20 protein-coding genes, 3 tRNA genes, 1 other RNA gene and 3 pseudogenes are annotated in these 26,623 nt (G+C 54.5%); 4 read left to right on the top strand and 23 right to left on the bottom strand.

Features of this window, described 5'->3' with window-relative positions:
- Nucleotides 1–87 precede the first annotated feature (87 nt).
- Nucleotides 88–1,416 (top strand): transposase, encoded by a 1,329-nt coding sequence (locus BM485_14275; protein ID OKY74414.1) that lies wholly within the window; start codon nucleotides 88–90, stop codon nucleotides 1,414–1,416.
- A 219-nt stretch (nucleotides 1,417–1,635) separates the two neighbouring features.
- Here the strand turns inward: BM485_14275 and BM485_14270 are convergent, their stop codons facing one another.
- From BM485_14270 to BM485_14160, 23 genes and pseudogenes are all read right to left on the bottom strand, one after another.
- Nucleotides 1,636–2,646 (bottom strand): hypothetical protein, encoded by a 1,011-nt coding sequence (locus BM485_14270; GenBank protein ID OKY74413.1) that lies wholly within the window; start codon nucleotides 2,644–2,646, stop codon nucleotides 1,636–1,638.
- 341 nt (nucleotides 2,647–2,987) lie between these two features.
- Entirely contained in the window at nucleotides 2,988–4,079 is a 1,092-nt protein-coding gene (locus BM485_14265; protein ID OKY74412.1) for a hypothetical protein, read from the bottom strand.
- Nucleotides 4,080–4,166: 87 nt separating this feature from the next.
- Nucleotides 4,167–6,308 (bottom strand): hypothetical protein, encoded by a 2,142-nt coding sequence (locus tag BM485_14260; GenBank protein ID OKY74411.1) that lies wholly within the window; start codon nucleotides 6,306–6,308, stop codon nucleotides 4,167–4,169.
- A 21-nt stretch (nucleotides 6,309–6,329) separates the two neighbouring features.
- Nucleotides 6,330–7,700, bottom strand: a pseudogene (locus BM485_14255) (hypothetical protein).
- Nucleotides 7,701–7,709: 9 nt separating this feature from the next.
- Nucleotides 7,710–8,075, bottom strand: a pseudogene (locus tag BM485_14250) (hypothetical protein).
- 3 nt (nucleotides 8,076–8,078) lie between these two features.
- Nucleotides 8,079–8,414: pseudogene (locus BM485_14245) on the bottom strand (hypothetical protein).
- A gap of 184 nt (nucleotides 8,415–8,598) precedes the next feature.
- Nucleotides 8,599–8,675: transfer RNA gene (locus BM485_14240), tRNA-Pro, on the bottom strand.
- 84 nt (nucleotides 8,676–8,759) lie between these two features.
- On the bottom strand, nucleotides 8,760–9,140 hold the full coding sequence (locus BM485_14235; GenBank protein ID OKY74423.1) for a hypothetical protein: 381 nt from the start codon (nucleotides 9,138–9,140) through the stop codon (nucleotides 8,760–8,762).
- Nucleotides 9,141–9,423: 283 nt separating this feature from the next.
- Nucleotides 9,424–9,711, bottom strand: coding sequence for an integration host factor subunit alpha (locus BM485_14230; protein OKY74410.1), 288 nt, complete (start codon nucleotides 9,709–9,711; stop codon nucleotides 9,424–9,426).
- Nucleotides 9,712–9,716: 5 nt separating this feature from the next.
- Entirely contained in the window at nucleotides 9,717–12,143 is a 2,427-nt protein-coding gene (locus BM485_14225) for a phenylalanine--tRNA ligase subunit beta (GenBank protein ID OKY74409.1), read from the bottom strand.
- Nucleotides 12,144–12,166: 23 nt separating this feature from the next.
- Nucleotides 12,167–13,180, bottom strand: coding sequence for a phenylalanine--tRNA ligase subunit alpha (locus BM485_14220; GenBank protein OKY74422.1), 1,014 nt, complete (start codon nucleotides 13,178–13,180; stop codon nucleotides 12,167–12,169).
- Between the two features lie 318 nt (nucleotides 13,181–13,498).
- Nucleotides 13,499–13,843: a 50S ribosomal protein L20 gene (locus BM485_14215; GenBank protein ID OKY74408.1), complete on the bottom strand. Its 345-nt coding sequence runs from the start codon at nucleotides 13,841–13,843 to the stop codon at nucleotides 13,499–13,501.
- 15 nt (nucleotides 13,844–13,858) lie between these two features.
- Nucleotides 13,859–14,056, bottom strand: coding sequence for a 50S ribosomal protein L35 (locus BM485_14210; protein OKY74407.1), 198 nt, complete (start codon nucleotides 14,054–14,056; stop codon nucleotides 13,859–13,861).
- Between the two features lie 67 nt (nucleotides 14,057–14,123).
- The gene (locus tag BM485_14205) at nucleotides 14,124–14,666 is read right to left on the bottom strand and encodes a translation initiation factor IF-3 (protein ID OKY74406.1); all 543 of its coding nucleotides are present in this window, start codon (nucleotides 14,664–14,666) and stop codon (nucleotides 14,124–14,126) included.
- A gap of 66 nt (nucleotides 14,667–14,732) precedes the next feature.
- Nucleotides 14,733–16,652 (bottom strand): threonine--tRNA ligase, encoded by a 1,920-nt coding sequence (locus BM485_14200; GenBank protein ID OKY74405.1) that lies wholly within the window; start codon nucleotides 16,650–16,652, stop codon nucleotides 14,733–14,735.
- 108 nt (nucleotides 16,653–16,760) lie between these two features.
- Nucleotides 16,761–16,835, bottom strand: a tRNA-Val gene (locus tag BM485_14195).
- An 89-nt stretch (nucleotides 16,836–16,924) separates the two neighbouring features.
- Entirely contained in the window at nucleotides 16,925–17,524 is a 600-nt protein-coding gene (locus BM485_14190; GenBank protein ID OKY74404.1) for a recombination protein RecR, read from the bottom strand.
- Between the two features lie 7 nt (nucleotides 17,525–17,531).
- Nucleotides 17,532–17,852 carry a YbaB/EbfC family nucleoid-associated protein gene (locus tag BM485_14185; protein OKY74403.1) on the bottom strand — a complete coding sequence of 107 codons (321 nt, stop codon included), beginning with the start codon at nucleotides 17,850–17,852 and terminating at the stop codon, nucleotides 17,532–17,534.
- Nucleotides 17,853–18,038: 186 nt separating this feature from the next.
- A complete protein-coding gene (locus BM485_14180; GenBank protein OKY74402.1) occupies nucleotides 18,039–19,820 on the bottom strand; it encodes a DNA polymerase III, subunit gamma and tau in 1,782 nt (593 codons plus the stop codon).
- 112 nt (nucleotides 19,821–19,932) lie between these two features.
- An RNA gene (gene ffs / locus BM485_14175) (signal recognition particle sRNA small type) lies at nucleotides 19,933–20,032 on the bottom strand.
- Nucleotides 20,033–20,088: 56 nt separating this feature from the next.
- Nucleotides 20,089–20,176 (bottom strand) — tRNA-Ser (locus BM485_14170).
- Between the two features lie 64 nt (nucleotides 20,177–20,240).
- A complete protein-coding gene (locus tag BM485_14165) occupies nucleotides 20,241–20,717 on the bottom strand; it encodes a tRNA-specific adenosine deaminase (GenBank protein OKY74401.1) in 477 nt (158 codons plus the stop codon).
- Nucleotides 20,717–21,634 carry a thioredoxin reductase gene (locus tag BM485_14160; protein OKY74421.1) on the bottom strand — a complete coding sequence of 306 codons (918 nt, stop codon included), beginning with the start codon at nucleotides 21,632–21,634 and terminating at the stop codon, nucleotides 20,717–20,719. Before BM485_14160 ends, BM485_14165 begins: the two co-directional genes overlap by 1 nt.
- Nucleotides 21,635–21,807: 173 nt before the next feature.
- On the opposite strand from BM485_14160, the gene BM485_14155 reads away from it, so the two are divergent.
- Genes BM485_14155 through BM485_14145 form a run of 3 tightly spaced genes read left to right on the top strand, consistent with a single transcriptional unit; the run spans nucleotide 21,808 to nucleotide 26,610 of the window.
- The gene (locus tag BM485_14155) at nucleotides 21,808–24,999 is read left to right on the top strand and encodes a DNA helicase II (protein OKY74420.1); all 3,192 of its coding nucleotides are present in this window, start codon (nucleotides 21,808–21,810) and stop codon (nucleotides 24,997–24,999) included.
- On the top strand, nucleotides 24,995–25,537 hold the full coding sequence (locus BM485_14150; GenBank protein OKY74400.1) for a hypothetical protein: 543 nt from the start codon (nucleotides 24,995–24,997) through the stop codon (nucleotides 25,535–25,537). Before BM485_14155 ends, BM485_14150 begins: the two co-directional genes overlap by 5 nt.
- Nucleotides 25,534–26,610, top strand: a complete 1,077-nt coding sequence (locus BM485_14145) for an NADH-dependent flavin oxidoreductase (protein ID OKY74399.1) — start codon at nucleotides 25,534–25,536, stop codon at nucleotides 26,608–26,610. Before BM485_14150 ends, BM485_14145 begins: the two co-directional genes overlap by 4 nt.
- Nucleotides 26,611–26,623 lie beyond the last annotated feature (13 nt).

Raw genomic sequence — 26,623 nt, 5'->3', positions numbered from 1 at the left:
CTATGTTGTCAATTAACGTGTTGAAATTTATATAAAAATATTGCAATATTCACCTGTCATAAAAACTCACTCAGCAGGTGAAAAAACATGAAACGCTTTATCCTCGAACAGTCTGACGACGAATTCTATACCAGCCACTCCGGATTGGCCCTGGTTGGGTTGTGCATAAACCGATACAGCGGGTTGCCATTGCAGATCAGCAAGAAAATGAAAGGCAATGATGTCATTTCACATACGGATATCGTCCGCAGCTTTCTCGGGCTTCTTTGCCTGGGCAAGAGCGATTATGAAGCCATTTCCGCCATGCGTGATGACACCTATTTCCAGCAATCCCTAGGGATTAAAAATGTTCCATCGGCAGAACGGCTGCGGCAGCGTCTTGATGAACATGCCGAACCACTTCTGCCGATCATCAAGGATTGCTCGGTGGCCATGCTGAAAAAAGGCGGGGTGCATTTCACTGCTCTTGACACCGGTCATGTTCCGCTCGATGCAGATGTTTTTCCCATGGACAACTCAAACACCAAAAAGGAAGGTGTGAGCCGTACCTATCACAACTACAACGGCTATGCCCCGATTGCCTCCTATCTCGGTCTTGAGGGCTGGTGCCTTGAGGTTGAGTTGCGCCCCGGCAGCCAACACAGCCAGGAAGGATTCGTGCCATACCTGAACCGGGTGATCGAGCGGGCCAAAACGCTGACCTCCAAGAAATTGCTGGTCCGCCTCGACTCCGCTCATGATGCGCTGGAGACCAGGCTTGCCCTGCGTGACCATAACAAGGTTTCCTACATCATCAAATGGAATCCGCGCCGGGAAAACACCAACGATTTATGCGCCAGGGCGTTTGCCGAAGGAGCAGTCACAGAGCCGCGTGCCGGGAAAAGAGTTGCCTTGCTCACCATCCGCAAGAACCAGGAGCATGAAGGGCAACACTACGGTTTCACCAAGGTGGTACGCGTCACGGAGCGGATCACTAACAAACACGGCCAGCTGCTGATTGTGCCGGATATGACCGTGGAAGGCTGGTGGACCAATCTTGACCTGCCTGCCCAGAAAATCATCAGCCTCTATGAAAACCATGGATTGAGCGAACAGTTTCACAGCGAATTCAAGTCTGATCTCGACCTTGAGCGGTTGCCCAGCGGCAAGTTCCGCACCAACGAGCTGATTATGGCCCTTGGCGCCTTTGCCTACAATATCCTTCGTCTTATCGGGCAACTGGGACTCCTCGGGGAACATTCACCTGTGCGGCATCCGGCAAAACGGCGACGGATAAAGACGGTCATCCAGGAGCTGATATACCGGGCCGCCAGATTGATCAGCAGCGGCAACAGACTCCGGTTGCGCTTCAGTTGTCATTGCCCGGCGTTTGCCGCATTTGCCGACGTGTACAACCGGTTGCTGCCAACAATTTAACGCCGTAGGGCAAGCAGACATGTCCAAGCAAAAAGGAGAAGTGCGCCTTGTAAACAGGATTTTTCGTCAGATTTTCAAGGATCGTCAACAATTATGCCGTAATCAGGTATAATCAGCAGCTTCGAGAGCTGCGCCAAACAAAAAAATGTGCGTCAGGAGCCAAATACTGCTTTTGCAGGATATGACGTCACTGATTCAGGTGTATGTCAATTTGATAGCTCATCTGGTTAGTATCCCACGATGTTCTAGTTGGAAGTAGTACTCTTCAATTTTTTCAAATGCATCCGATTGGTCAAGCGATTTACCAAACGTCTTAACCCTGTAATTGTCTGAGACTACTATTTCGTCAGATTTAATTTTATTGTTATCTCCAGTAATTATTGTAAAACCATCCAGATCTTCTTCTAAGCACTCTTTAACTATCATTTCGGAAGTTTTTTGAAGCCTTGATCTCCCCAATTCCCCGAAAGCTCCGTCTTTTTTGTTCTTTTTCTTTTTTGCCTCTCTTCCATCAAATGTAATAGAAAGTTTTATGTTTACATTTTCCTTTTCAGTAATTTCTTTCAGATTTTTATCCTTGGCAAATACCTGTTTTAAGCTGTCTGCAACAATACCTGGCAGATCAAAAACTTTAGTTTCTCTTTGTGTTTTTTCATTTTGTTTTTCCAAATGCATTAGGCTTGCCTCATACAGACTTGCATTCAGCTCAATCGCCTTAACTCCTTGAGTTTGTATCATTTTAACCTTGTCTTCTTTGGCAATACCAAGGAATTCAAGAGACATTGATGCATGTTTAAATGAATTTTTTTCAAGCATTTGGCACATATAATTCAATGCAACGTTTTCTCTGACCCCAGATTGGAGCAATATGACATTATTTCTATTGACCAATAAAAATATATCCCCATCGAGAAAATTATTACCCTTTGGAGCTACTACCTCGGAAATATCCGATTTCTCTGATATAGTGGAAGATTCTTCAATCGCAGTTGTTGATTGCCCTGGCACATATGATGCTATTTGAAATAGTAAACCTACTTTGTCTTTAGGAGAATATCTTGCGCATTGAATTTCGGTGCCATACGGTCCCTTAAATGTCCTTTCAGAAGTCGTTTTGAAATTGTCATGACAAGTTTTGAGGATACTCTCAAGGGTATCTTTTTCCTGATTCGTCCATGTGGCTCGTCTGTAAAACAAGCGTTTCACTTTTACTGGAGGTCTTTTCCCCATGATATCCTCTTTTCAATAGGTTGATCGGGCATAACGAACAAGGTTAGATTGTGCAAGCGTAGCGCGCCACAATCTGAACCGGTGGTTGGTCAAGCCCGCTTTTGACTTTTATCCGCACATAAAAGTCAATACTTCCAAACCCAACAATGCCATTATTCTATTAGGGGCAATACTTTGCAAGGAAAATGTGACGCGTATTTTTTGAATCACTAAAGAATATAATTGAGATGTGAAATGGGAAGGTTAAGATATGGAAGGCTTCCCAGAACGAAAGATTATTCCTGACAAGCCAGGTAAAAACGGCAGGGGAAATTGCTGAATTTCTGTTTATAACTCCAACATCACAACTCCAGATACAAAGAAGCTCCTTTGCCCCTTCCTTCACTTTCAGCCCATATTTTTCCATCAAGGGCCCGAGTCAGGATCCTGGCCAGGGGCAGATTAAGGCCAAACCCCGTGGGCCTTCTTTTTTCCGGCTCAAGCAGAAAGGGGGTAAAAATATTTTCCAGGTCAGCCGGATCAATGCCCCGGCCATTGTCGCTGACGGATATGGTTGTCCGGCCATTGGTTGCCGCGGCGGCAACAGTTATGGTGCCGCCCGCCGCGGAAAAAAAGATGGCATTGTCCATGAGCGCGGCAAAGATCCGCTCCAGATATTCCGGGTCGGTGAAGATCTGCAGGTTCTCGTCGATACGCCATGCAAGCGCGATGGAGCGATCCTCCATCTCTTTTTTCTTTTTTAGCGCAAACGAAATCAGCGATTCCCGTAACGGAAGGGTGCTGCGATCAGGTTTCAGATTGCTTCCCGCCACGCCGAAATAGGTAAGAATGGTTTCCGCGAGTTTTTGGATGCGATCCAGCGGGGAGTTGATTTCATGGGCGAGATACAGCAGAAAGGACATCTTGTCGCCATCAAGCTGTTGCACCCGCTCATGGGCCTTGACCAACTGGGCGGTGCGTTCCTGCACCATTTTCTCCAGGTTTTCGCTGTAATTTTTCAGTTCGATGTTCTGCTTTTCCAGGGTCAGCTTCATCATCCTGTTTTCCAGCCCTTTTTCGATGACATTGAGCAATTGCCGCTGATTCACCGGTTTAAAGAGAAAACTGAAGATCTGCCCTTCATTGATGGCCCGGACAATGTCGTTTTTTTCCGCCTGGCCGGAAAGGACAATCTTGCAGATGTCGGGATGTTTTTGGTGCAGCCTGCCGAGCAGAACGCTGCCGCGCATTTCCGGCATCAATTCGTCGGAAATGACAAGATCAACCGGATTGGCGTCGACAAAGCCTTCCACCTCTTCCGGATTGACAAAGGTATGGACCCGGTAAGCGCGCCCCAGTAATATTTTCAGTTCCGTCAGGATCGGCCGTTCATCGTCAACGACCACCACGGTTGGTTTCTGTTTTGTTTCACCGGGCGTTTTGTCCAAACTCATGTGAGAGAGCTCCTCGAAAATTCATGTTGTTTTCCATCAGGCGGCACGGAGTTCGCCGGGGATACAACCGGCCTTGGCCCGTCACGGCTATAGATAAAGCCGGACGATAAATGTTGTTCCTTCGCCGATTTTACTTTCCACGACAATATCGCCGCCGTGGGTTTCCACGATGCGGTGGCAAAGGTTCAGGCCGAGACCGGTGCCGGAACCGATGGGCTTGGTGGTGAAAAAGGGATCGAAAATCCTGTCGACAACCTTTTGTTCAATGCCGGTGCCGTTGTCGCGAAAGCGGGCCTCGATATAATTCTTTTCCCTGTTGTGGCTGGTGGAGACGAAAATCCGCCCCTCTTTTTTGGCCAGTCCCTTTTCCTTGACCGCATCCCGGGCATTCATGATCAGATTCATGAACACCTGCCCCATCTCCTGGGCAAGGCCCTTGAAGGCGGGAAGCCCCGGCGCCAGGTCGGTTTCAATGTGCACATCATACTTGACCTGGTTGTGGGTAAGAACCACGGCATCCTCGACAATGGTATTGAGATCACAGAGCTGGAAGGTTTCCTCGCCGTGGGCCATGCGCTTCGTGCTCGTGACAATGTGATCGATCCGCTCGACGGACCGGATGTTTCGCTCGGCAATATCATCAATCCCCTCGATGACCAGATCCATATCAAGTTCCGTCATCAGGCTGCGCAGTTTTTCCCTTTCCTCCGCCGGATCGACGCCGTCGCGGGCCAGGGAGCCGTTGAGAAATGCGACGAGTTCCTTGACGTATTCCACGTTCATCTTCAGCCCGTCCATGGAAAAACTGATGGCCTGGGCCGGATTGTTGATCTCATGGGCGATACCGGCCACCATGGTGCCGAGGGAGGCGAGTTTTTCCTGTTTGATGATCCTGGTCTGGCTTTCGAAAAGGGCATTCTTGGCCATGTTGCGCTCGGTAATATCGCGCACCATGGCGATAAAAAGCTGTTTTGCGCCGAGCTGCATCTCGCTGAGCGATATCTCGAGACTGAAGCTTGAACCGTCCTTTCTGGCGCCGAGCAGCTCCCTGGGCGCATCCAGGGCCTTGCGGATCTGCAGGGGAAGACCGCCGGTGCCATCCGCTTCCTCATCTTCCCCGGCAGCGGAAACCAGCATGGAGATATGTTTGCCCAGCATCTCATCCTGCGCATAGCAAAACATGCGGGACGAGGCATGATTGCATGATTCGATGTTGCCCTGCTCATCCATGGTGAGCAGTCCGTCGAACATGTTGTCGATGATGGAGCGTACCCGGGACTCAGCCTGTTCTCTTTCCCAGACGGTGACGGTGAGCCGCTGCACGCCGAGATAGATACCGAGCAGCCCGAGCAGCCAGAAGGTGCCGTGGGCCAGGGAAAAGGTGAATATGTCCTGGCGGGAGATGGCAAGAAGCGGTGCCATGGAAATGGAAACGCTGATCCCGCCCCTGATATCGCCCAGTTCATAGCCCTGAGAGGCATGACAGCGCAGACAGCCCGTTTCGGTGATCATCGGCCGCATCAGGCGCAGATATTTTTCGCCGTTGATCTCCTCCACCGAACTGATCTCCGTAACCCCGATCTCAAATGCTTCAAGCGCCGCGGTTTCCCAGTCATCCGCGGCGTTTTCCGGACGGATGGGATCAAGACTGGTGATATGACCGAAAGGCCCCTGCCGGCTGGTCTGCATCTCATACACCTGCCGGATCATGTATTCGGGATTGACCAGGGTCAGCTCCCTGCCGTTGCTGCTGGTGGCATTGGTATAATTGGCGATCTGATCAAGATAGGGGTTTGGTTTGGTGGTGTCGCTGATCGGCACGAAAACGCCGTGATGTCCGGTGGCCCAACGATAGTAAATGAGGTCCTTTTCAAAAATCGTTTTTGCCTCGATCAAGGCGATTTTCAGGGTCCGCTGTTTGTTTAAGGTAATATTCCAGGAAAGGGAAAACAGCACAATGACGGTCCAGATGGCGGCAAGCGGCCAGCCGTACCCCTTGTCGATCCGCGCCTGGGTGACGTTGCGGGCGGATCTTTCCGTTTTTTGCCTGAAACATCCCTCCAGAATGGCGAACAGCAGAAAAATGACCAGCGCCGTGGTGATGCCGACAATAAAATGCTCCCTTTCGGCATAGGGGATCTCCGGATGGAGAAACATGTCCGTCAGGGCGCTGAGATTGCCCATGAAAAGAATGATGAAAAAATAAAACAGGTAGCGAAACTTCATCATATAAAAAACCGTTCTGGAAACCTAATCATTATCAGGGTCGCCGTCATCAGGGGTCAAATGACTGATATCACCGTAATGGCTCAACTTGCGACGCAGTGTATCCTTTGAGATGCCGAGATCACGGCATGTCTGCATTCTTTTGTGATTGTTCCTGATCAGGGTGCCGATAATGACCTTTTTTTCTATTTCTTCCAGGGTCATATTGGGAATATGCAGGAATTCATCCGCGGCCGGCAGGGTTGCCGGCTGTTCTTCCGCTTCCGCCATCCTGGGCGGCTGCAATGTTTCCGGCAGATGATGGGGCAGAATCAGCCCCTCGTTGCAGAGAATGAAACAATACTCGATGATGTTTTCCAGCTCGCGGATATTGCCGGGGTAGTCCGCCTTCATCAGCAGCTTCAGGGCCTCGTCCGAAATACCCTTGACCGCCTTGTTGCGCTGCCTGTTGAACTTGCCGATGAAAAAATCCACCAGAAAGGGCAGATCCTCCATCCGTTCCCGCAGGGGCGGCAGTTCCAGCTTGACCACATTGAGCCGGTAATAGAGATCATCACGGAATATGCCCTGTTCCACCAGGGCGTCCAGGTTCTTATTGGTGGCGGCAATGACCCTGGCCCGGGTTTTCACCGGAGTATTCGAGCCGAGGGGCTCATAGGTTTTTGACTGCAGCACCCGCAGAAGCTTGACCTGCATGGCCGGGGAAATATCGCCGATTTCATCGAGAAAAATGGTGCCCTTGTCGGCAACGGCAAAACGCCCCTGCTTGTCATGTTTGGCGTCGGTAAAGGCACCGGCCTTATAACCGAAAAGTTCGGATTCCAGCAAGGTATCGGGCAAGGCTCCGCAGTTGAGGGCGACAAAAGGAGCGGTGCTTCTGTTGCTCATGCCGTGGATGGCGTTGGCAATAACCTCCTTGCCGGTGCCGCTTTCCCCGAGAATCAGAATATTACTGTCACTTTTGGCAAATTCAGGCAGCACCGCCATGAGCTGCTGCATTTTTTTGCTTTTGCTGTAAATTCCTTCCTTCGTGCTTTCCTCAAGCAGGCGACTGCGCAGCTGGAGGATTTCCGTGCGGTCGCGAAATGTCTCAACCCCGCCGATGCTGTTGCCCTGATCATCAATCAGGGCGGTAACGCAGATCGTCACCGGAATCTGTCTGCCCATTTTGCCGCGGATGATCACATCGCCTTCATGCACCTTTTCCTTGGACTCCATGGCCCTGGCTACCGGGCAACTCGCCCCGCAAAGCGAACCGCACAAAACCTCGTCGCACTTTTTGCCGAGTACCTCGGAACATGTATAACCGGTGATCTTTTCCGCGGAACGATTAAAGGAGGTGATACGGAAATCATGATTGACGGTGAAAACACCGTCCGCCACGCTGTCCAGAATGTGCCGGCTCCGGATGCTGTCGGTGTTGTCACGAAAAACCATCACCCCGCCGATAATATTGCCGTGAAGATCGATGAGCGGCGCGGCCTGGACACTGACCGGCAGAATCTGCTCATCGGCGGTGAGAAGCGAGGTCGATTCATCCAGGGCCGGTTTGCCGCTTTGCATGGCCTGGCCGAGCGCCGTGTGCGCGCCGGTTGCGGCAACGGAATCGCTTGCCCGGGCAAAGATGTCGGTAAAGGATTTGCCGATCACCTGCTCAAGGGAAAAGCCGGTTATTTTTTCCGCCGCCTTGTTGAACAGGGTAATGTTCGAATCCGCATCAACCGTGACGACCCCGTCAAAAAAACTGTCGAGAATGAGCTGCCGGTAAAAGATTTCCCGGATTTCCTGAAAGGACTGGACCCCGCCGACAACGTCGCCATTATTGTCTTCCAGGGGAGAAGCGCTGACCAGCAGCGGGATATCCTGCCCGGCAATCTTGAGAATTTTGGTTTGCTTGAGAAGCGGTTGCCGTGTTGCAAGAACCTGATCGACTATGCAGAAGCGATCGTCATTGTGGGACGGGAAAATTTCATGGCAGAGTCTGCCCAGCGCCTCTTCCTCGCTGATGCCGAGGATGGTTTCAGCGGACTTATTGAGTGAAGTGAGCTTCAGCTCGGTATCAACGGTAAAGACACCCTCGGTCAGATTGTCGAGGATGAGTTTGCGCTGCAGGGCATCACTGAATATTGCGGAGGAAAGCCTCTGCAACGTTCCGATAACGTTTGAAAGCTTGTCGTCTTTTATCATGGGCACGGATCTTCTTGGCAGGGTCTCCCGCCGAGCAGATTATTCGAATCAACTGCAAAAAAAAAAGGAGTTAACCGTTGTTCAGTTAACCCCCCCTTGCTATTAGTGGTCGGGATGAGAGGATTCGAACCTCCGGCCCCTTGAACCCCATTCAAGTGCGCTACCAGACTGCGCTACATCCCGATTTGTTTCGACCGTAAATATGTGATTTGTGCACTTATGTAGCAGGCTTCCCATAAACTGTCAAGCGCCATTACAAGAAAGTTGTCACTTGTCCTGCAATAATCGCTGTATGCCCTGCAATTCTTCTTTGATTCCCGCCAGGAAAACACGAACATCCGATGCGGATCCGGTCTTTGCTTCGGCCGACGGTTCGTTTTTTTGTTGCAGCAGAAGTTTCTTGGCGCCCGGGATGGTAAAACCGTCCTCCTTGAGCAGTTTCTTGATGCGCAGGATATTTTCAACATCCATCCGGCGATAAAGACGCTGTTTCGACGAGGCGCGATGAGGACGGATCAGCTGCTTGAACTCTGACTCCCAGTAGCGGAGCACGTGCTGCTTGACGCCTGCTATTTCACAGACCTCGCCGATTCTGAAATATTTCTTCTCAGGAATCGACCGCGTGAGGTCGTCCGCGACCTCACCGATGTGACTGTCCGTATGATTGGGAGGTTTGCCGTTCACTGATCCGCTTTTTCGTCATTGGTTCCAAGGTCAGTTGCACAACGCCCTCATCATAGCATCTTATGAAGGAAAAAACACCCTTGCTTTTCCGTGCCGGATCGAAACAACGGCACTTTTCGCCCCACAAGGAAGCGGAGATCAAAGAGAATTATTTTTATGACGGTTCGTTATCTCCCTGGCCCGTGCGCCCGCCGTGCTCACTTTTTCGCGCAACAAGCGTGCCGGCGCTGCCCTTCCCCTTCAGTCATCAGGAATTAATTTTCTCCCGCAAACACTTGCTGGCCTTAAATGACACCATGCTGCGCCGGGCGATCTCCATGGTTTCACCGGTGCGGGGATTCCGCCCTATCCGGGGAGACTTCTTTCTGACGGTGAAGGTGCCGAACTGGACAAGCTTGACCGGCTCCTCGTCAAGCAGGGTATTTTTCAAGGTGGAAAAAATCCGGTCCACGAGTTCCGCCGCGCTGCGTTGAGAAATTCCCAGTTTTTCATTAATAACCTGGGCCAGCTCCTTCCGGGTGAGATTGGGCTTCATGGGAGTTATACCTCGCGTAGCCGGCCGTGGAAGCGGGCCAGGATCATTTCAACAATTTTCTTATGTGTCTCGCCCACTGTTTCATCATCCAGGGTCTGTTCGGCGGATCGGTAAACAACCTTGACGGCTACACTCTTCAATCCGGGACCGATGACATCGCCGCGGTAGACATCGAAAATCTCCGCCTGCTCGACAAGAGGATCCCCGCAATCCCTGATGGCGGCAACGATCTCGCCTGACCCGACCTGCTCGGGCACGACAATGGCGATGTCCCACTTGACGGAAGGGAATTTGGGCAGAGCAACAAACTGTTTGCCGACCTTCGGTTGCACAAGCAACAGGTCCATGCGGATACCGACAAAATAAACATCCTGCTTGATGCCGAACTGGACGAGAACCGCGGCGCTCACCCTGCCGAAATGACCAACTTCCTTGCCGCCGGCTGCAAGACGGACAAAGCTGTCACGCTCACAGTAGACGGGAACCCGGTCCGGACGGGGCAGCATTTCAAGATTTGCCAGCCGCAGTTCACGCTTGAGCGTATCAACCACGCCGATGATATCGTAAATATCGACCTTTTCCTCTCCGGCATGGAGAATCGGGGCGCCGGGGCATCTGCGACCGCTGATCACGGCCGTGAGCCACGTCTCTTCCTCCGGCTGCTGAGTCGCTTCCCGTGCAGGGACGAAACATTTGCCGGTTTCAAAAAGCCTGACGTCCGGCACCTGGTGATTGACATTGCGCCGGACATTTTCCAGCAATCCAGGCAGCAGCAGAGTGCGCAAAACCGACTGATCCTCGGCCAGCGGATTGAGGAGCTTGACCGTTTGCCGTCCAGGGTCATCCTCGGCCAGACCAAGCATGTCGAAATGCCGGGGATCGACAAAGCTGTAGTTGATCGCCTCATAAAACCCGAGCGACACCATAATGGAGGAAATGTCTTTGCGCAGTTGCCGCGCCGGGTCCGGCAAGGCGGCGGACATGGGCACCAGGGGCATGGTATGGGGAAACTCGTTATACCCTTTGAGCCGGGCCACCTCTTCAATCAGGTCAATCTCTCTTTCAAGATCGACCCGAAAGCTAGGCGGTGTCACCTGCAGGGTGTCCGGATCAAGGAGCGAACTTTCAATCTCAATGCCGGCCAGCAATGCGGCTATTTCTTCACTCTTAAAAGCAGAGCCCAGCAGGTCGTTGGTTTTCGTCACCCGCAGAGCAATACAATCACGACGGCATACTCCGTCCGCCCAATCCACCCCGTCGGCAACGACAGTTGCTCCGGCGACCAGGCACAGCAGCCTCACCGCCCTTTCCAGGGCAACAGGGGCAAGCAGGGGATCAACTCCCCGCTCGAAACGATATGAGGCGTCGGTGGCCATATTCAGCTTTCTCGCCGTACGTCTGACACTGACCGGATTAAAACAGGCGGATTCGAGCAGCACCTCGGTCGTCTTTGCATCCACTTCCGAGTTTTCGCCGCCCATGACGCCGGCCACCGCGACCGGTTTTTCCCCGTCGCAGATCAGCATCATGTCGGCATCGAGCTGACGGACGGAACCGTCAAGTGTTGTCAGGGTCTCGCCTTGCCGGGGCTTGCGAACGGCAATGGCGCCTCCGGCCAGCTTGCTGAAATCAAAGGCATGAAGCGGCTGGCCATACTCGAGCATGACAAAGTTGGTGACATCAACCACATTGTTAATGGGACGCAGCCCAACGCTGAGCAATCTCTTTTTCAGCCACCAGGGTGATGGGCCGATGCTGACATTTTTCAGAAGCCTGGCCGCATAACGGGTGCAGTCACTGTCTTCAACCGTCACCCGAAAGGGAATTCCGGCGCCGGTGAGTTGCGGGGTGTCAGCTTTGCCGACAGGCAGTTGCAAAGCCGTGTTGCAGAAGGCGGCCGCCTCACGGCCGATGCCGATGACGCTGGTGCAGTCCGGTCGATTGGGGGTGAGATCAACCTCGATCATCGTGTCCGCCAAGGCAAGCACATCCACCAGATTTTCCCCGGACCGGCTGAGCCAATCAAGCTCCATGATGCCGGCATGGCTTTCACTGATGCCGAGATCCTTTTCCGAACAAAGCATCCCATGGGAGGCCTGGCCGCGTATTTTGCTTTTTTTGATCACCAGCCCGGAAGGCAGAACCGCGCCCGGCAAAGCAACGGCGGTAAAAAGACCGGCGCGGGCATTGGGGGCGCCGCAGACAATCTGCATCTGTTCCTCCCCCACCGCCACCTGGCATAAAACCAGCCGATCAGCGTCCGGATGCGGCGTCACCGAAAGTATTTCCGCAACCTTGACGCCGTCCAGATCGGAAAAAAGCGTCACAACACCATCAACCTCAAGTCCGGCCATGGTGAGACGATCAGCCAGTTCCTGGGGGCTGATGGTCAGATCGACATATTGTTTCAGCCAGTCAATTGTAAATTTCATGGGGCAGCTATTTTGGGCTTAATTTAAAACTGAGAAAGGAAACGAAGGTCGTTTTCATAATAAAGCCGAATGTCGTTGATGCCGTATTTCAGCATGGCAATACGTTCAACGCCGAGCCCAAAGGCAAAACCGCTGTACTGCTCGGGATCATAGCCGACTTGCTTGAAAACTTCCGGATCAATCATGCCGGCGCCGAGAATTTCAAGCCAGCCGGTATGTTTACAGACACGGCACCCTTTGCCGCGACAGATGACGCAGGCAATGTCTATTTCAGCGCTTGGTTCGGTAAATGGAAAAAAGCTCGGGCGGGCGCGCATGGTGGTGCGGTCGTCAAACATCTTGGTGATGAAAACACCGAGCACCCCGCGCAGATCGGCAAAGGAAACCTTTTTATCAACAAGAAATCCCTCAACCTGATGAAACATGGGGGTATGGGTGATATCCGAATCACAACGGTACACCTTGCCCGGCGCTATCATCCTGAGCGGCGGCGACTGCGTCTCCATGATACGGGCCTGCATGGGCGACGTGTGGGTGCGCAGCAGCAGACTTTCGTTAATGTAGAAAGTATCATGCATATCCCGGGCAGGATGATGTTTGGGAATGTTCAATGCCTCGAAGTTATAGAAATCGGTTTCCACATCAGGCCCTTCGGCCACCCCGAAACCCATGCTTTCGAAAATCGCGCAGATCTCTTCCATGATCTGCGTCACCGGATGAAGTTTCCCAAACGGAATTGCTCTGCCGGGCAACGTCAAATCAAGCCGGGCATCTCCGGCCTTGGCTGCGGCCGAACTTTCCAGCTCTTCTTTTTTCACGGCAAAACGGCTTTCAAGGTCCGCTTTGATTTCATTGGCCAGCTTGCCGATCCGCGGTCGTTCATCCGCCGCAACCCGGCCAAGCTGACGCATAAGTCCGGTGAAATCGCTTTTCCGGCCGAGATATTTGACACGATACGGTTCCAGCTCACTTGCCAGCGTGATCGCGTCAAGATCGGCCAATGCGGATTGTTGCAGGCGAAGTAATTCTTCTTCCATCATATCGTTCCCTGGAGGATAATTGCCTTTTCCACAGGTGCAGCACGACGTTATCCGTGCGCAAGAGTGATAAAAGGACTTTCATGATCTGGAGCAACCGGTTTGGTTGCTCCACCGTGAAAGTCCTTTCTTGGGCCATGCGGCTTGGAGACAGCAGGCACATCCGGCGGTTTCGCCACGCGTCGATCGATCGACCTTCACTTCATGACAAGGTTTTGCTTTCTTGCCACGAAAATCAGCCGCCGAAGTCTCGACAAAGCCGTCACATTTCCGCAGGAGTTAAAAGACAGCAACGAAAAAAAAAGGATTTCGTCGGAATCAGGAAGCAAGCTTCGCAACAGCGGTAAATGCGTTGGGATCAAGAATCGCGAGGTTGGAGAGGACCTTGCGATCAAGCTCCACACCTGCGTTCTTCAGACCACCAATCAAACGGCTATAGGAAGTTCCGTTCTGTTCTGCGGCAGCGCCGATGCGAACGATCCACAAACGACGGAAATCGCGTTTTTTCGCGCGGCGATCCCTGTATGCATAACAGAGAGCACGATCAACCGTCTCGGTGGCTGTACGGAAAAGGCGACTTCTTGCGCCGACAAAACCTTTTGCCAGTTTCAAAACTCTATTTCTTCTGCGGCGTGCTTTAAAGCCGCGAGTAACTCTGGGCATTTCAATCTCCTTGGTCTACATATAGGGCAGAATACGTTTGATTCCCTTCACATCGCTGGCATCAACCACACCTGCCTTCCGCAGATTTCTTTTTCTCTTTGTGGACTTTTTGGTCAGGATATGACTGGTATACGCCTTACTGCGAATAACCTTGCCGGAACCGCTCATCTTGAAGCGCTTTGCGGCCCCTCTGTTGGTTTTCATTTTTGGCATGACAATAACTCCTGTTGACATTACTCGTTATATAAAAAATTCGATGTCCTTCTTGCCCCTGCAACCGTTAATTCTTCGGCGCCACATACATGGCCATCTGCCGTCCTTCCATGGTCGGAGCCTGAACGATTGTTGCGACATCATCGAGCGACTCCGCGATGTGGTTCAAAAGAGAAAGGCCGATGGTATCGGCATAGACAATCTCCCTTCCCCGGAATCTCATGGTCACTTTGACTTTATTTTTCTGTGCTAAAAATTTTCGGATATTGCGAATCTTGAAATCAAGATCATGCTTTTCAGTCTTGGGACGGAGCTTAATCTCCTTCACTTCGACGACAGTCTGCTTTTTCTTTGCTTCCGCCTGTTTCTTGCTCTGCTCATAGCGGTATTTGCCGTAATCCATGATCCGGCAGACAGGAGGTTCGGCGTTTGGTGATATTTCAACCAGATCGAGACCCGCCTGTTCGGCAATGGCCAAGGCTTCCTTTGTTTTCAGAATGCCGAGCTGCTGCCCATCGTCACCAATGACCCTGATCTCATATTCCTTGATCAGCTCATTAACCCTGGTCCGTGGCTCACGTCCGTCCTTTTCACTTTTTTTTCTTTTAATACGCTTACCTCCACTTGTTCGCGGACAAACAAATTTTACAAAGTCTTTCCCGGTGACAACAATCGGCTATCGCTTCAGGCTTTCGCTCCGGATCAGCTCTGCAAAAGCGGAAACAGACATCGGGTCGAGATTCTTGCCGTCGCGCAGACGTACCGTCACCATGCCTGTTTCCTTCTCCTTATCTCCAACAATGACCATATAGGGAATTTTTGCCATCTGCGCTTCCCTGATCTTATAATTCAATTTTTCATTGCGGGTGTCTTTTTCCACCCTGATACCGGCCTGTCGCAGTTGCTGGTAAACCGTGTCAACGTAATCAAGCTGCGCGTCGGTGATATTGAGCACCTTGGCCTGCACCGGAGCCATCCAGAGGGGAAAGGCGCCAGCGTAATGTTCGATGAGCACACCGAAAAAGCGTTCCAAGGAGCCCATCAGGGCCCGGTGGATCATGATCGGCTGGTGTTCCTTGCCGTCTTCGGCGGTATAGCCCAGCTGGAAACGATCGGGCAGATTAAAATCCACCTGAATGGTTGAGCACTGCCAGGCGCGGCCCAGCACATCCTTGATCTTGATATCAATCTTCGGCCCGTAAAAAACCCCCTCACCCGGATCAACCTGATAGGCAAGCCCTTTTCTTTCCAGGGCCCGTTTCAAGGCATCGGTGGCCTTTTCCCAGTTCTGCGGGGTGCCGACAAATTTTTCCGGCTGGGTGGACAGATAGATATCGTATTCAGTAAAGCCAAACGACCGGAGAATATGCAGGTTCAGGTCGAGAATATTGAAAATCTCGTCATCCAGCTGTTCCGGCAGGGTGAAAATATGGGCATCATCCTGGGTGAAGCCGCGGACCCGCATCAAACCCTGCAAAGCACCGGTTCGCTCGAACCGGTAGACGGTTCCCAGCTCGCACCAGCGGATCGGAAATTCCCGGTAACTTCTTTTTTTCGTTTTGTAGATGGCGATATGGAACGGGCAATTCATCGGCTTCAGCTGATAGCTGACGTCCTCGACCTCCATGGGGGAAAACATGTCATCCACATAAAAGTCAAGATGGCCGCTGGTGGCCCACATATCGCGCTTGGCAATGTGCGGGGTGTAAAGCAGCTCATAGCCGTTCCGGTAATGCTCGTCCTTCCAGTAATCCTCGATCAGCTTGCGTGCCAGCGCCCCTTTGGGCTGCCAGAGGATGAGACCCGGACCCACCTGGTCGCTGATGGTAAAAAGCTCAAGCTCCTTCCCCAGCCTGCGATGGTCTCTTTTTTTCGCCTCTTCCAGCTGATACAGATATTGTTTCAGCTCCTTGGGGTCAAAAAATGCCGTTCCGTAAAGGCGTTGCAGCATCGGCCGCTTTTCATCCCCGCGCCAGTAGGCGCCGGCGATGCGGATCAGCTTGAAAGCCTGCAGCTGACTGCTATCGGCAATATGCGGTCCCCGGCAGAGGTCGACAAAATCGCCCTGGCTGTAAAGGCTAACCGTGTCATCCTTTATATCGTCGAGCAATTCAACTTTATAAACCTGCCCTTTTTCCTGAAAAAACTTTTTGGCTTCGCTGAGCGAGAGCGTCTTCCGGCTGAAAGGACGGGCGGCGGCAACGATTTCCCGCATCCTGGCTTCAATGGCGTCGAAATCATCCGGGGTGAACGGCGCCGCCCGGTCAAAATCATAATAAAAACCGTCATCAGTGGCCGGACCGATGGCCACCTTGACTTCCGGTCCGTAAAGAGACACTACCGCTTCCGCCATGATGTGCGACGCGCTGTGCCTCAGGATATGCAGACCTTCCGGTGAATCTTTCGTGATCGGCTCAATCACCCAGTCTTCATGCAGCGCCTCGGAAAGATCAACAAGCCGGTCGCCGAGTCGTGCCGCGATGACACGCTTGCGCTCCTTGCTCGAACAAAGCTCCTTCACCGCCTCGGCCACGACAGTGCCGTCGGGAAAGGTCTTTGACTCGCCGTCTTTTATGCTCAACCGGATTTCAGACATTGGAATTTGATTTCAGCCTGTGCGTCATTTTCTCAGGTACGAATAAAGAAACTTCGCAACAGTGTCTATTGCGAAGTTTCTTTATCCGTACCACAACGCTCAATATTCTGGTAGGCACGGGCGGGATTGAACCGCCGACTTCTACCATGTCAAGGTAGCACTCTCCCACTGAGTTACGCGCCTGTTTTTTTCACATGACTCTCTAAACGGGAAGGAAATACCAATAAAGAGCGCCTCTGTCAAGAACATTATGCATCGCTTGATGCAATCGGTCAATACCTTTTCCGTGCCTCAATCGCCCGGCTCAAGGTCAGTTCATCCGCATATTTGATGTCCATGCCCATGGGTATCCCGCAGGCAAGCCGGGTCAGTTTCACATTGGCCGCCCGCAGACATTCGATGAGATACGCGGCGGTCGCCTCACCCGGCACGGTGGAACTGGTGGCGATCAGCACCTCTTCGGCCTGCTGGCGCTCAATGCGTTTCAGCAGATCATTGACCTTGATTTCATCCGGCCCGATACCGTCCATGGGCGACAGGACCCCGTGCAGGATATGGTATTGCCCCTGAAATGTCCCGGTTTTTTCGATGGCCATGAGATCCGCCGCCTCTTCCACGACACAGATCAGCCGGCTGCTCCTCCGATGGTCCGCGCAGATGGCGCAGGGATCGGTCTCGGAAAAGGCAAAACAGTTGGAACACAAGCGGATTGCCTCATGCAGCTCCGCCAAATCGCGCGCCAGCACCCGGGCCTCCGCCGCCGGACGGCGAAGGAGATGCAGGGCAAGGCGCGTCGCCGTTTTCCGTCCCACTCCGGGCAACCGGTTCAGGTCGACAATCAGCCTTTCAAGGGCCGGAGGGACAACGTTCACCTTTTGCTCACCCGCCGAACATGCCCGGCAGATTGATACCGAGTCCGCCGGTCAACTTCGACAGTTCGGACTGGGTCATCTCCCTGGCCTGGCGCATGGCGTCATTTACCGCGGCAATCACCAGATCCTGCAGCATTTCCGGCTCCGCCGGATTAATCGCCTCTTTGTCGATGCGCAATGAGACGACCTCGAATTTTCCGTTGACGGTGACGCTCACCATGCCCCCGCCGACAGTGGTGGTGATGGTGCGCCGCGCCAACTCCTCCTGCATCTGGCTCATCTGATACTGGAATTGCTGCGCCCTTTTTAAAATCGAATCCATATCCATAATGTTCGTCCTGTTGGTCTTACTGGTCTGACTGGTCTGACTGGTCTGACTGGTCTGACTGGTCTGACTGGTCCTGCTGGTCTTATTGGTCTTATTGATCCTATTGGTCTTGTTGGTCCAACCCGCCTGACTCAAAAACCACTGACCAGCAAGACCACAGAGGCTGGTTAGACCAGTTAGACCAATTTATCGAAACCTCGGCCCGGTGCGGATCGCTCCCACCTGACCGCCGAACACATCAAGTGTCATCTGCACCAGCGGATCATTAGCCAGGGCCCGCCGTTCTTCCTTCGGCCCGTCATGGACCGCTTCTCCGCTCCCGTCCCCGCGGCTGCCGATCTTCAGCGTCAGATCCTTCTGGAAGAAATCCAATGCATACTCCGTCAGATCCTTAACATTTTCCGTCTTTTGCAGCAAGGTGCAATCGGATGGATTTTCAAAACGGATAAGCAGTTCCGTCCCCTCTTCCCGGGGATTTTCACAAAGACGCAGCACCTGAGCCATCCAGGGCTTTCTTTCCTTGACATAGGCCAGGAATTCATCCCAGTTCCGTCGCACATCCCTGGCACGGGGATGAATCGCAAGCCCGCTTTTTTTCATCTCCTCCGGCCCGGCCTTCTCGGCGTGCGGCGCAACGGCGATCTCTTTGTCTTTTTCGGCCTCTTTTATCGGCGCAACCGCCTTTTCTTCCCCGGCAACCGGAGCAGCATCGGCCCCCCGCTCCGCACCCGGCACGGGGATTGCCTTGGCCGACGACGGTACGGGCCGCGCCGTGACAGTTACGGCCGGTTCGGCGGGACCTGTCGGAGCAAAGTTTCCCCCTCCCCCCTTCCGCACCAGATCATCAAGCCGGGCGAGCAGCGTGGCCGCGGGAGTCACCTCTCCCGCCTGGACCGCCTTGATAAAGGCCATTTCCAGCACCAAACGGGGATGAGCGGAATACTGCATCTCGCTTGCGCCGGTAAAAAGCAACTGAAAGACAAGGGACAGCGTTTCCCGTCCGTACCTGGCGCTCAACTCGCGCAGCTCGTCAAGCTCCTGATCGGAAACATCAAGCATGACCTCGGGGTGCGGACTTGTGCGACAAATGAGCAGTGCGCGCATGTAGGCAATGAGATCCGAGGCAAACCGCTTGAGATCAAGACCGGCATCATAGGCCTTTGCCAGCAGGTCAAAACAGCCGGCCAGATTGCCGGACAAAATCGCCTCGGCCAGGCCGAAAAAAATCCGCTGGTCAACCAGGCCGAGCACCTGCACCACATCATCGACCGTGACCGTTGTCCCGCCGAAGGAAAAAACCTGATCCAGCAGACTCAACCCGTCACGCACGCTGCCGTCGGCCTCCCGAGCGATCATCTCCAGGGCCTGGCGGGGGATCTCCACCTCTTCACGGGCGGAAATCCTCTCAAAAAACGAAACCAGCTGACCAAAAGGAACTCGCTTCAACTCATACCGCTGGCAGCGGGACAGAATGGTAATGGGCACCTTGTGCAGCTCGGTGGTGGCAAACATGAAATAAACGTGTTCGGGCGGCTCCTCCAGGGTCTTCAACAGGGCGTTGAAGGCCTCGGTGGTGAGCATGTGAACCTCGTCGATGATGACAACCTTGAAACGGTTCTGGGTGGGAAAAAAACGGATGTTTTCCTTGAGCTCGCGAATCTCCTGGATGCCGCGGTTGGAAGCGCCGTCTATTTCCTGAAGATCCACCGCGGAACCGGCGGTGATTTCCAGGCACGACCGGCACTGATTGCAGGGCTTTTCTCCGCCGTCTCCCAGGCAGTTCAAGGCCTTGGCCATGATACGGGCAAGGGTGGTCTTGCCCACGCCCCGCACGCCGGAAAAAATCATGGCATGGGCAACCCGGTTGCGCGCAAGTCCGTTCCGCAGGGTGCGGACAACCGCCTCCTGACCAACGACGTCAGCGAAAGTCTGGGGCCGCCATTTGCGGGCAAGGACAAGATAGGACATGGTAATTGATAATGAGAAAATTGATAATGGCTGCTTATCAATGAAATTGCGATAATTGCCGTCTCAAGACGGGCAACCGTTCCGGTATCTGTCGAGGGTGGCCTGAAAAAATGATAGCCAGGCACCCCCGCGGCACACAAAGGGGATTCATTACCGCTGCTTCCTCCCGGACCTGACGGGGTTCATGAGCCTCTGTTGCGCGGGACCCGGCTATCACACTCGTAATCAAAAAAAGAGCTGAACGGTCACCCTGCTATGTTCTGCAAACTGGCGGAGAAGGAGGGATTCGAACCCTCGGTACGTTTCCGTACACACGATTTCCAGTCGTGCACCTTCGGCCTCTCGGTCACCTCTCCACATCTTCGTCATTTGCAAAGACAGGCACTTTACAACCAAAGACGACTTTTTCAAAGGGGAATTTTAGAGGTCTTTCGCTTTTTTTCTTCTTTCCCGGAAAAAGGAACTCATCAGCAAAGAACACTGTTCCGCCAGCAGCCCCCCTTCCACCAGCAGGGTATGATTCAGTTTTTTATCCATGCCCACCCCGTAGCGCGAAACAACGCCCCCGGCCTTGACATCATCGGCGCCGAAGACAAGACGGCTCACCCTGGCATGTACCAACGCCCCGGCGCACATGACACAGGGCTCCACCGTGACATAGATGGTGGTGCCGCCCAAGCGGTAATTAGCCGTTTTTTCCCCTGCCCGGCGCAGAACCAGGATTTCCGCATGGGCGCAGGGATCATGCAGTTCAATGGTACGGTTGCCGTCCCGGGCCAGCACCTCGCCGCCCGCGCCCACCAGCACCGCGCCCACCGGCACCTCCCCCCGTTCGGCGGCGCGCCGCGCCTCCTCCAGGGCAATCTCCATGTACAGGGCCTCCTGCTCCTTGCCCATCAATCGGCGCCTTGCTCCCGTTTCTGCTTGTTGGCGTAATTGGCCGCATACCAGCCCGCCACGCAGCCTTCACCCACCGCCTTGGCCATCTGATGGGGAGGACCGGCAATATCACCCGCCGCATAGACCCCGGGCAGATTGGTTTCCTGGCGTTTATTCGTGTCAATAAAGGAAAAGGACTCCATGTCGAGCTGGACGCCGAGATTGGTGGCAAGTTCCATGGCCCCCTTGGCGCCGAGTTCGACGAAAACCCCATCGACATCGAGCATGGAGCCATCCTCCAGCACCAGTTTCTCCACTGTTTTGTCGCCGACGATTTCCTTCACCCAGCTGCCCAGATGCAGCGTGACCCCGCTGCCCTTGATCTTTTCGGCGAGTTCCGCTGAAACGGCGAGTTCCCGGGCGACAAGGTGCACTTCCGAGGCGTATTTCAGCAATGTCAAGGCCCCATCCACCGCGGCGCTTTCATTGCCCACCACCGCCACCCTGGCATTACGGAAAAAATTGGCGTCGCAATCAACACAATAGCTGACTCCCTTGCCGGTCAGTTCTTTTTCGCCGGCCACCTTCAGCTTGTTCTTGTGGGTGCCGGTGGCAAGAATCAACGTCCGCCCCCGATACAGCCCGCTTTCCGTCCGCACCTGGTACTGATCGTCAACCTGCTCAATGCCCAGCACGTCCTCCTCGACAAAGCGGGCGCCGAAACGGACAGCCTGCTCACGACCGATTTTCAGCAGTTCATGGCCGTCGGTCACCCCGTCGACACAAAGATAATTTTCCACATGGGCCCAGTAAATGGCGCTTTTCTGCGGACGACCCAGCACCAGCACGGTGGTTTTTTTACGCGCGGCATGAACCGCCGCCTGCAGACCGGCCGGTCCGGCTCCGACAATAATGACATCCATCAGTTCCGACATGATTGCATCCTTCATATTTTGGGTTCAGGGTATTGAGTCCCGCATTCCGAGTTCAAGGTTCATGACAAAATTTTCTCCTTGGAACTTTGCATCGTGGTCCTTATAGTAAGTCGATACCTTAATTCCGCTTCCGACGAATGTCAAAAAAAGATGGCGCCGCAAAAAAACAATCCATGAAATTTCTCGCCGACCTCCATATCCATTCTCCCTTTTCCCGGGCCACCAGCAAGGAAAGCACGGTTGCCGGTCTTTCCGCCTGGGCGCGGGTCAAGGGCATCCACCTTATCGGCACCGGCGACTTTACCCATCCCGGCTGGTTTCAGCAGTTAAAGGAGCAGCTTATCCCGGCCGAGCCCGGCCTGTTCAAGCTGCGCGATGAAAAAAACGCCCCGGCGTTGCCCGGCGTTGCCCCCGAGGACATCCCGGTGCGCTTCATCCTGACCGCGGAAATAAGCTCCATCTACAAACGGCACGACCGGGTGCGCAAGGTGCACAACATCCTCTTTGCCCCGGATCTCGAAGCCGCCGAACGGATCAACCGGCGGCTGGCCGCCATCGGCAACATCGAGTCCGACGGCCGCCCCATTTTAGGCCTTGACTCCCGGAACCTGCTGGAAATCCAGCTCGAGGAGATGGAAGAGGGATTCCTGGTGCCGGCCCATATCTGGACCCCCTGGTTTTCCCTGTTCGGCTCAAAATCAGGTTTTGACTCCATCGAGGAATGTTTCGGCGATCTCACCCCCCATATTTTTGCGCTGGAGACCGGCCTGTCGTCGGACCCGGACATGAACCGGCTGGTCTCGGCCCTGGACCGCTACACCCTGATCTCCAATTCCGACTGCCACTCCCCTGGGAAGCTGGGCCGGGAGGTCAACCTCTTTGACTGCGAACTCGATTTCTTCTCCCTGAAAAAGGCCCTGCAAAAGCCATCCCTGGGCTTTCTCGGCACCATGGAATTTTTCCCGGAAGAGGGCAAATACCATCTGGACGGCCACCGCAAGTGCAATGTCGTCATGGAGCCCAACGAGACCAGGGGCTGCCGGGGGATATGCCCGGTCTGCGGCAAGCCGCTCACTGTCGGCGTCTTCCACCGTGTGATGGACCTGGCCGACCGGGACACTCCCTTTTATCCGGAAAACGGCCCGACATTTCAAAGCCTCATCCCATTGCCCGAAGTGATCGGCGAGATCATGGGCAAAGGCCCTGCCGGCAAGGGGGTCATGGAGCAGTACCGGAAAACGGTCAACCGCTTCGGCTCGGAATTCAACCTCTTTCTCCATGCCCCGCCTGAAGAAATCAATGCCTTTTCGCCCCTGCTGGCTGAAGCGGTTGCCAGGATACGCACGCGCAGGGTGATCCGCCGGGCGGGCTTTGACGGCGAGTTCGGGGTCATCCACGCCTTTGCCGAGGGCGAGATCGAACGTTTGCGCGGCCAGGCCGCCCTCTTTGCCGATCAGCCGCCGCAAGCCGGAAAAAAACCAAAAAACGCCGTGCCGAACAGCGCTCCGCATCGCGACCGCGAACCGGCATTACCGGCCGCTCCGGCCGCCGCCAACACGAAGCAGCAGCAGGCGGTCAGCAGCAGTGCCCGCCGCATTCTGGTGTCCGCCGGACCCGGCACCGGCAAGACCCACACCCTGGTTGCCCGCCTGGCTCATTTGCTGACGGTACGAAAAATCGACCCCGGGCACATTGCCGCCATCACCTTTACCAACCGGGCGGCGGATGAGGTCAAGGACCGCCTGCTGCAAAAAGCGGGTGAGGGATCGGAACGGGTCTTTGTCGGCACCTTCCACCGCTTCTGTCTCGACTGGCTGCAGCGGGAAACTCCGGATCTGGCGGTCATCGGCGACGACGATCGCGAACTGCTGGTCAAACGCCTTTATGCCGGGGCAACACCAGGGGAACGAAAAAAAATCATTCAGGCTATTCGCGCCTTTCCGCCGCTGCCGGAAAACGTACCACTCGTCACCCCGTATCTCGCGGAACTGAAAAATATCAAGGCCGTCGACCTGGAGATGATCATTGCCGTCTTTGTCGAGAAACTGCAAAACGATGCCGATTTTGCGGAGCTGGTGCGGGACCGGGTGCGCCATCTCTTTGTTGATGAATTCCAGGATGTCAACCGGAGCCAGTTCACCCTGGTTTCCCTGCTGGGCCGGTCCGCCTCCCTCTTTGTCATCGGCGACGCCAACCAGTCCATTTACGGCTTCCGGGGCAGCGACCTGACCTTCTTCCTCCGTTTTGCCGAGGAACCGGGAACAGAATGTCTGGCCCTTGACCGCAATTACCGTTCCGCACCTGTTATTCTTGCCGCGGCAAGCGATCTGATCCGCCATAACCGGGTCCGCAGCGACGTAAAGATAACGGCGGAACGCCCTACCGCGGGCCGCATCTCCCTTTTTACCGCGCCAAGCGGGCGGGCGGAAGCCGAACACGTGGTCAGGCAGATCGAAAAACTCCTGGGCGGCATCTCAAGCTTTTCCATTAATTCCGGCCGCTCCAGCGGCGAGGAACGCCGGTACACCTTCCGTGACATCGGCGTTCTTTACCGCCTCTCCCGCCAGGCCGAATCCCTGGCCGAGGCCCTGGAACGCCGGGGCATTCCGTTTCAACTGGTGGGCGCGCGCCCCTTTTTCATGGGAAAGGACATTCTCCCCCTTGCCCTTGCCACACTGGTTGCGGCAGGCATCGCCACCCCGGTGGACGCCCTGGCCCTCTGCCGGGAAATGCCGGGAATAGGCCCCGTGGCCCTGGCGCGGCTGGAAAAGGAGCTCCCCCTTACCGGCCCGGATTTCTTCAGCAGCATGCAGTCCCTGCCCCTTGGCGCCGGACAGGCGACAATACTGGACACCCTGCGACAGGCGACAAAGGTTTTTCATGATACGGCGCCCGCCTCCCTTGCCCGTGCCTATCAGCCGCTTTTTTCCCTTTTCCGGCGCGATCCCGCTGCCGCCAATGCCCAGCGCTTTCTCCGGCTGGCAGGCGCTTTCAATGATCTTGCCTCATACGCCCGTCATCTTGCCGAAAACAGGGCGGCAACCATCTATGACGACCGGGCCGAGGCGGTGTCGCTGCTGACCCTGCACGGGGCCAAGGGTCTGGAGTTTCCGGTGGTGTTTATTACCGGAGTCAACGACGGCCTGCTGCCTTGCCGCATGCCGGGCTGCGACCCGGAAGAGGAACGGCGACTTTTTTATGTCGGCATGACCAGGGCGAAAGACCGGCTGCTCCTTTCCTGTTCAGGCGAGGAGAAACCATCGCCGTTTCTTGCTGAAATTCCGTCGGAACTGGTGGAAATAACGAAAGAGAACGGCCCAAAACGAAACAAACCCCAGGGGAAACAACTCAAACTTTTTAATTAAACAGCCAATCATGCAAAAAAAAATACAAATCGGCCGGGCCACCATTGGGCTGATCGGTCTTGATCAGGCAATGCAGCAGGCTCTCACCATGGGAATCCAGATTGACGAGGCGGTTGAATTTCTTTTTGAATCAATAAGCCGGGAAAACTACGTGCCGCCCGTTGCCGTTGATCTTTACAAAAACGCCCTGCGTGCGGAGTTTGAACGGGCTTCAGGCGGCAAGGAGCAAAACCGGCAGCAGCTCACCATCAAAATCCTTGGCCCCGGCTGCGTCAGCTGCAACAAACTCAACACCATGATTTTCGATATCATGCAGCGGCTGGACATTGCCGCGGACATCGAGCAGATCCACGATCTTGATGAGATATGGCGTCATGGGGTCATCACCACGCCGGCGCTCATCATCAACGGCGGGATCAAATGCGCGGGCCGCATGCCGCCGCCCGCCGAGGTGGAAAAATGGCTGGTTGACGAATGGGAAAAACTGCCATTCCCGTCAAAACAAACAACCTTGCCCAATCAGGAGGAAAAATCATGAGCACGGACACGGGAAAAACCTTTACCCCCTTCACCCTGAAGAACTTCACCCTGAAAAACCGGCTCGGCGTAGCGCCGATGACCCGCATGTCATCGGTCAAAGACGCCATTCCCCGCCAGGATGTGCTTGATTTCCTGGTGCGCCGCGCGGCCAACGGCGCAGGCCTAGTGTTTACCGAGGCGATTGTCACCGATTATGAAAGCGCCCAGGGCTATCCGGGACAGGCGCGGCTGCTCACCGAGCGGCAGATCGCCGCCTGGCGCCCGGTAACCGAAGCGATTCACCGGCACGGGGCGCTCGCGGTGATGCAGATGTTTCACTGCGGCCGCATGAGCTGGAACGAGGTCAATCCGGCGGGCCGGGTCATCGCGCCGAGCCCGGTTGCCCCCAGTCAGCAGAACCCGCTGACCGGCGCCCCCTACCCGGTGCCGGACGAAATGAGCCGCTTTGACATCGACCACGCCGTCAATGGTTTTGTCGAGACGGCCAAAGGTGCGGTGGCCGCCGGTTTTTCCGCCATCGAAATCCACGGGGCGCACGGCTATCTCATCAACCAGTTTCTTTCTTCCTACTCCAACAAGCGAACAGACGGTTACGGCGGCAGTGCGGCCAACCGCTTCCGTTTTGCCGGGGAGGTGATCGCGGCGGTCAAGGCGGCGGTGCCGGAAGAAATCATTCTCACCTTCCGCATCTCCAACTGGGGAATCGCCGACATGGATGTTTCGCTTTTTGCGGACAGGCACGAGTGGCAGGAAATGATCGCCATGATAGACGCCGCCGGGGTCGATGCCGTCTCGGTCTCCACCTATAATTTCAGCGACAGGGCTTTCGGCACGGAACACACCATGGCCCGGCTCACCCGGGAGATGACAAAACTGCCCCTGATGATCTGCGGCAAGATCCATGACCGGAAAACAGCGGAAGAGGCCCTGCTGGATGCGGACATCGCTTTAAGCGGCAAGTCGATACTGCTGAACCCGAACTGGGTGGAGGACGTAAAGGCCGGCAAGGAGCTGCCCGGCTTTTCATCGGACGAGGCCAATATCGCCTACACGACCGAGCCGCTGCCCTGACAGCGGCAGAAAA

Source organism: Desulfobulbaceae bacterium DB1 (genome assembly GCA_001914235.1).
Taxonomy (GTDB): domain Bacteria; phylum Desulfobacterota; class Desulfobulbia; order Desulfobulbales; family SURF-16; genus DB1.
The sequence above is the reverse complement of the archived record's forward strand: the minus strand, read 5'-3'. Positions and strand labels throughout refer to the sequence as shown.

Excerpts from the sequence above, each read along its gene's own strand:
- BM485_14160 (OKY74421.1), bottom strand. The coding sequence starts at position 21,634 with ATGTCGGAACTGATGGATGTCATTATTGTCGGAGCCGGACCGGCCGGT.
- BM485_14230 (OKY74410.1), bottom strand. The coding sequence starts at position 9,711 with ATGAAGCCCAATCTCACCCGGAAGGAGCTGGCCCAGGTTATTAATGAA.
- BM485_14165 (OKY74401.1), bottom strand. The coding sequence starts at position 20,717 with ATGGGCAAGGAGCAGGAGGCCCTGTACATGGAGATTGCCCTGGAGGAG.
- BM485_14155 (OKY74420.1), top strand. The coding sequence starts at position 21,808 with ATGAAATTTCTCGCCGACCTCCATATCCATTCTCCCTTTTCCCGGGCC.
- BM485_14220 (OKY74422.1), bottom strand. The coding sequence starts at position 13,180 with ATGGAAGAAGAATTACTTCGCCTGCAACAATCCGCATTGGCCGATCTT.
- BM485_14145 (OKY74399.1), top strand. The coding sequence starts at position 25,534 with ATGAGCACGGACACGGGAAAAACCTTTACCCCCTTCACCCTGAAGAAC.
- BM485_14185 (OKY74403.1), bottom strand. The coding sequence starts at position 17,852 with ATGGATATGGATTCGATTTTAAAAAGGGCGCAGCAATTCCAGTATCAG.
- BM485_14270 (OKY74413.1), bottom strand. The coding sequence starts at position 2,646 with ATGGGGAAAAGACCTCCAGTAAAAGTGAAACGCTTGTTTTACAGACGA.
- BM485_14180 (OKY74402.1), bottom strand. The coding sequence starts at position 19,820 with ATGTCCTATCTTGTCCTTGCCCGCAAATGGCGGCCCCAGACTTTCGCT.
- BM485_14275 (OKY74414.1), top strand. The coding sequence starts at position 88 with ATGAAACGCTTTATCCTCGAACAGTCTGACGACGAATTCTATACCAGC.
- BM485_14200 (OKY74405.1), bottom strand. The coding sequence starts at position 16,652 with ATGTCTGAAATCCGGTTGAGCATAAAAGACGGCGAGTCAAAGACCTTT.
- BM485_14260 (OKY74411.1), bottom strand. The coding sequence starts at position 6,308 with ATGATGAAGTTTCGCTACCTGTTTTATTTTTTCATCATTCTTTTCATG.
- BM485_14225 (OKY74409.1), bottom strand. The coding sequence starts at position 12,143 with ATGAAATTTACAATTGACTGGCTGAAACAATATGTCGATCTGACCATC.
- BM485_14265 (OKY74412.1), bottom strand. The coding sequence starts at position 4,079 with ATGAGTTTGGACAAAACGCCCGGTGAAACAAAACAGAAACCAACCGTG.
- BM485_14210 (OKY74407.1), bottom strand. The coding sequence starts at position 14,056 with ATGCCAAAAATGAAAACCAACAGAGGGGCCGCAAAGCGCTTCAAGATG.
- BM485_14215 (OKY74408.1), bottom strand. The coding sequence starts at position 13,843 with ATGCCCAGAGTTACTCGCGGCTTTAAAGCACGCCGCAGAAGAAATAGA.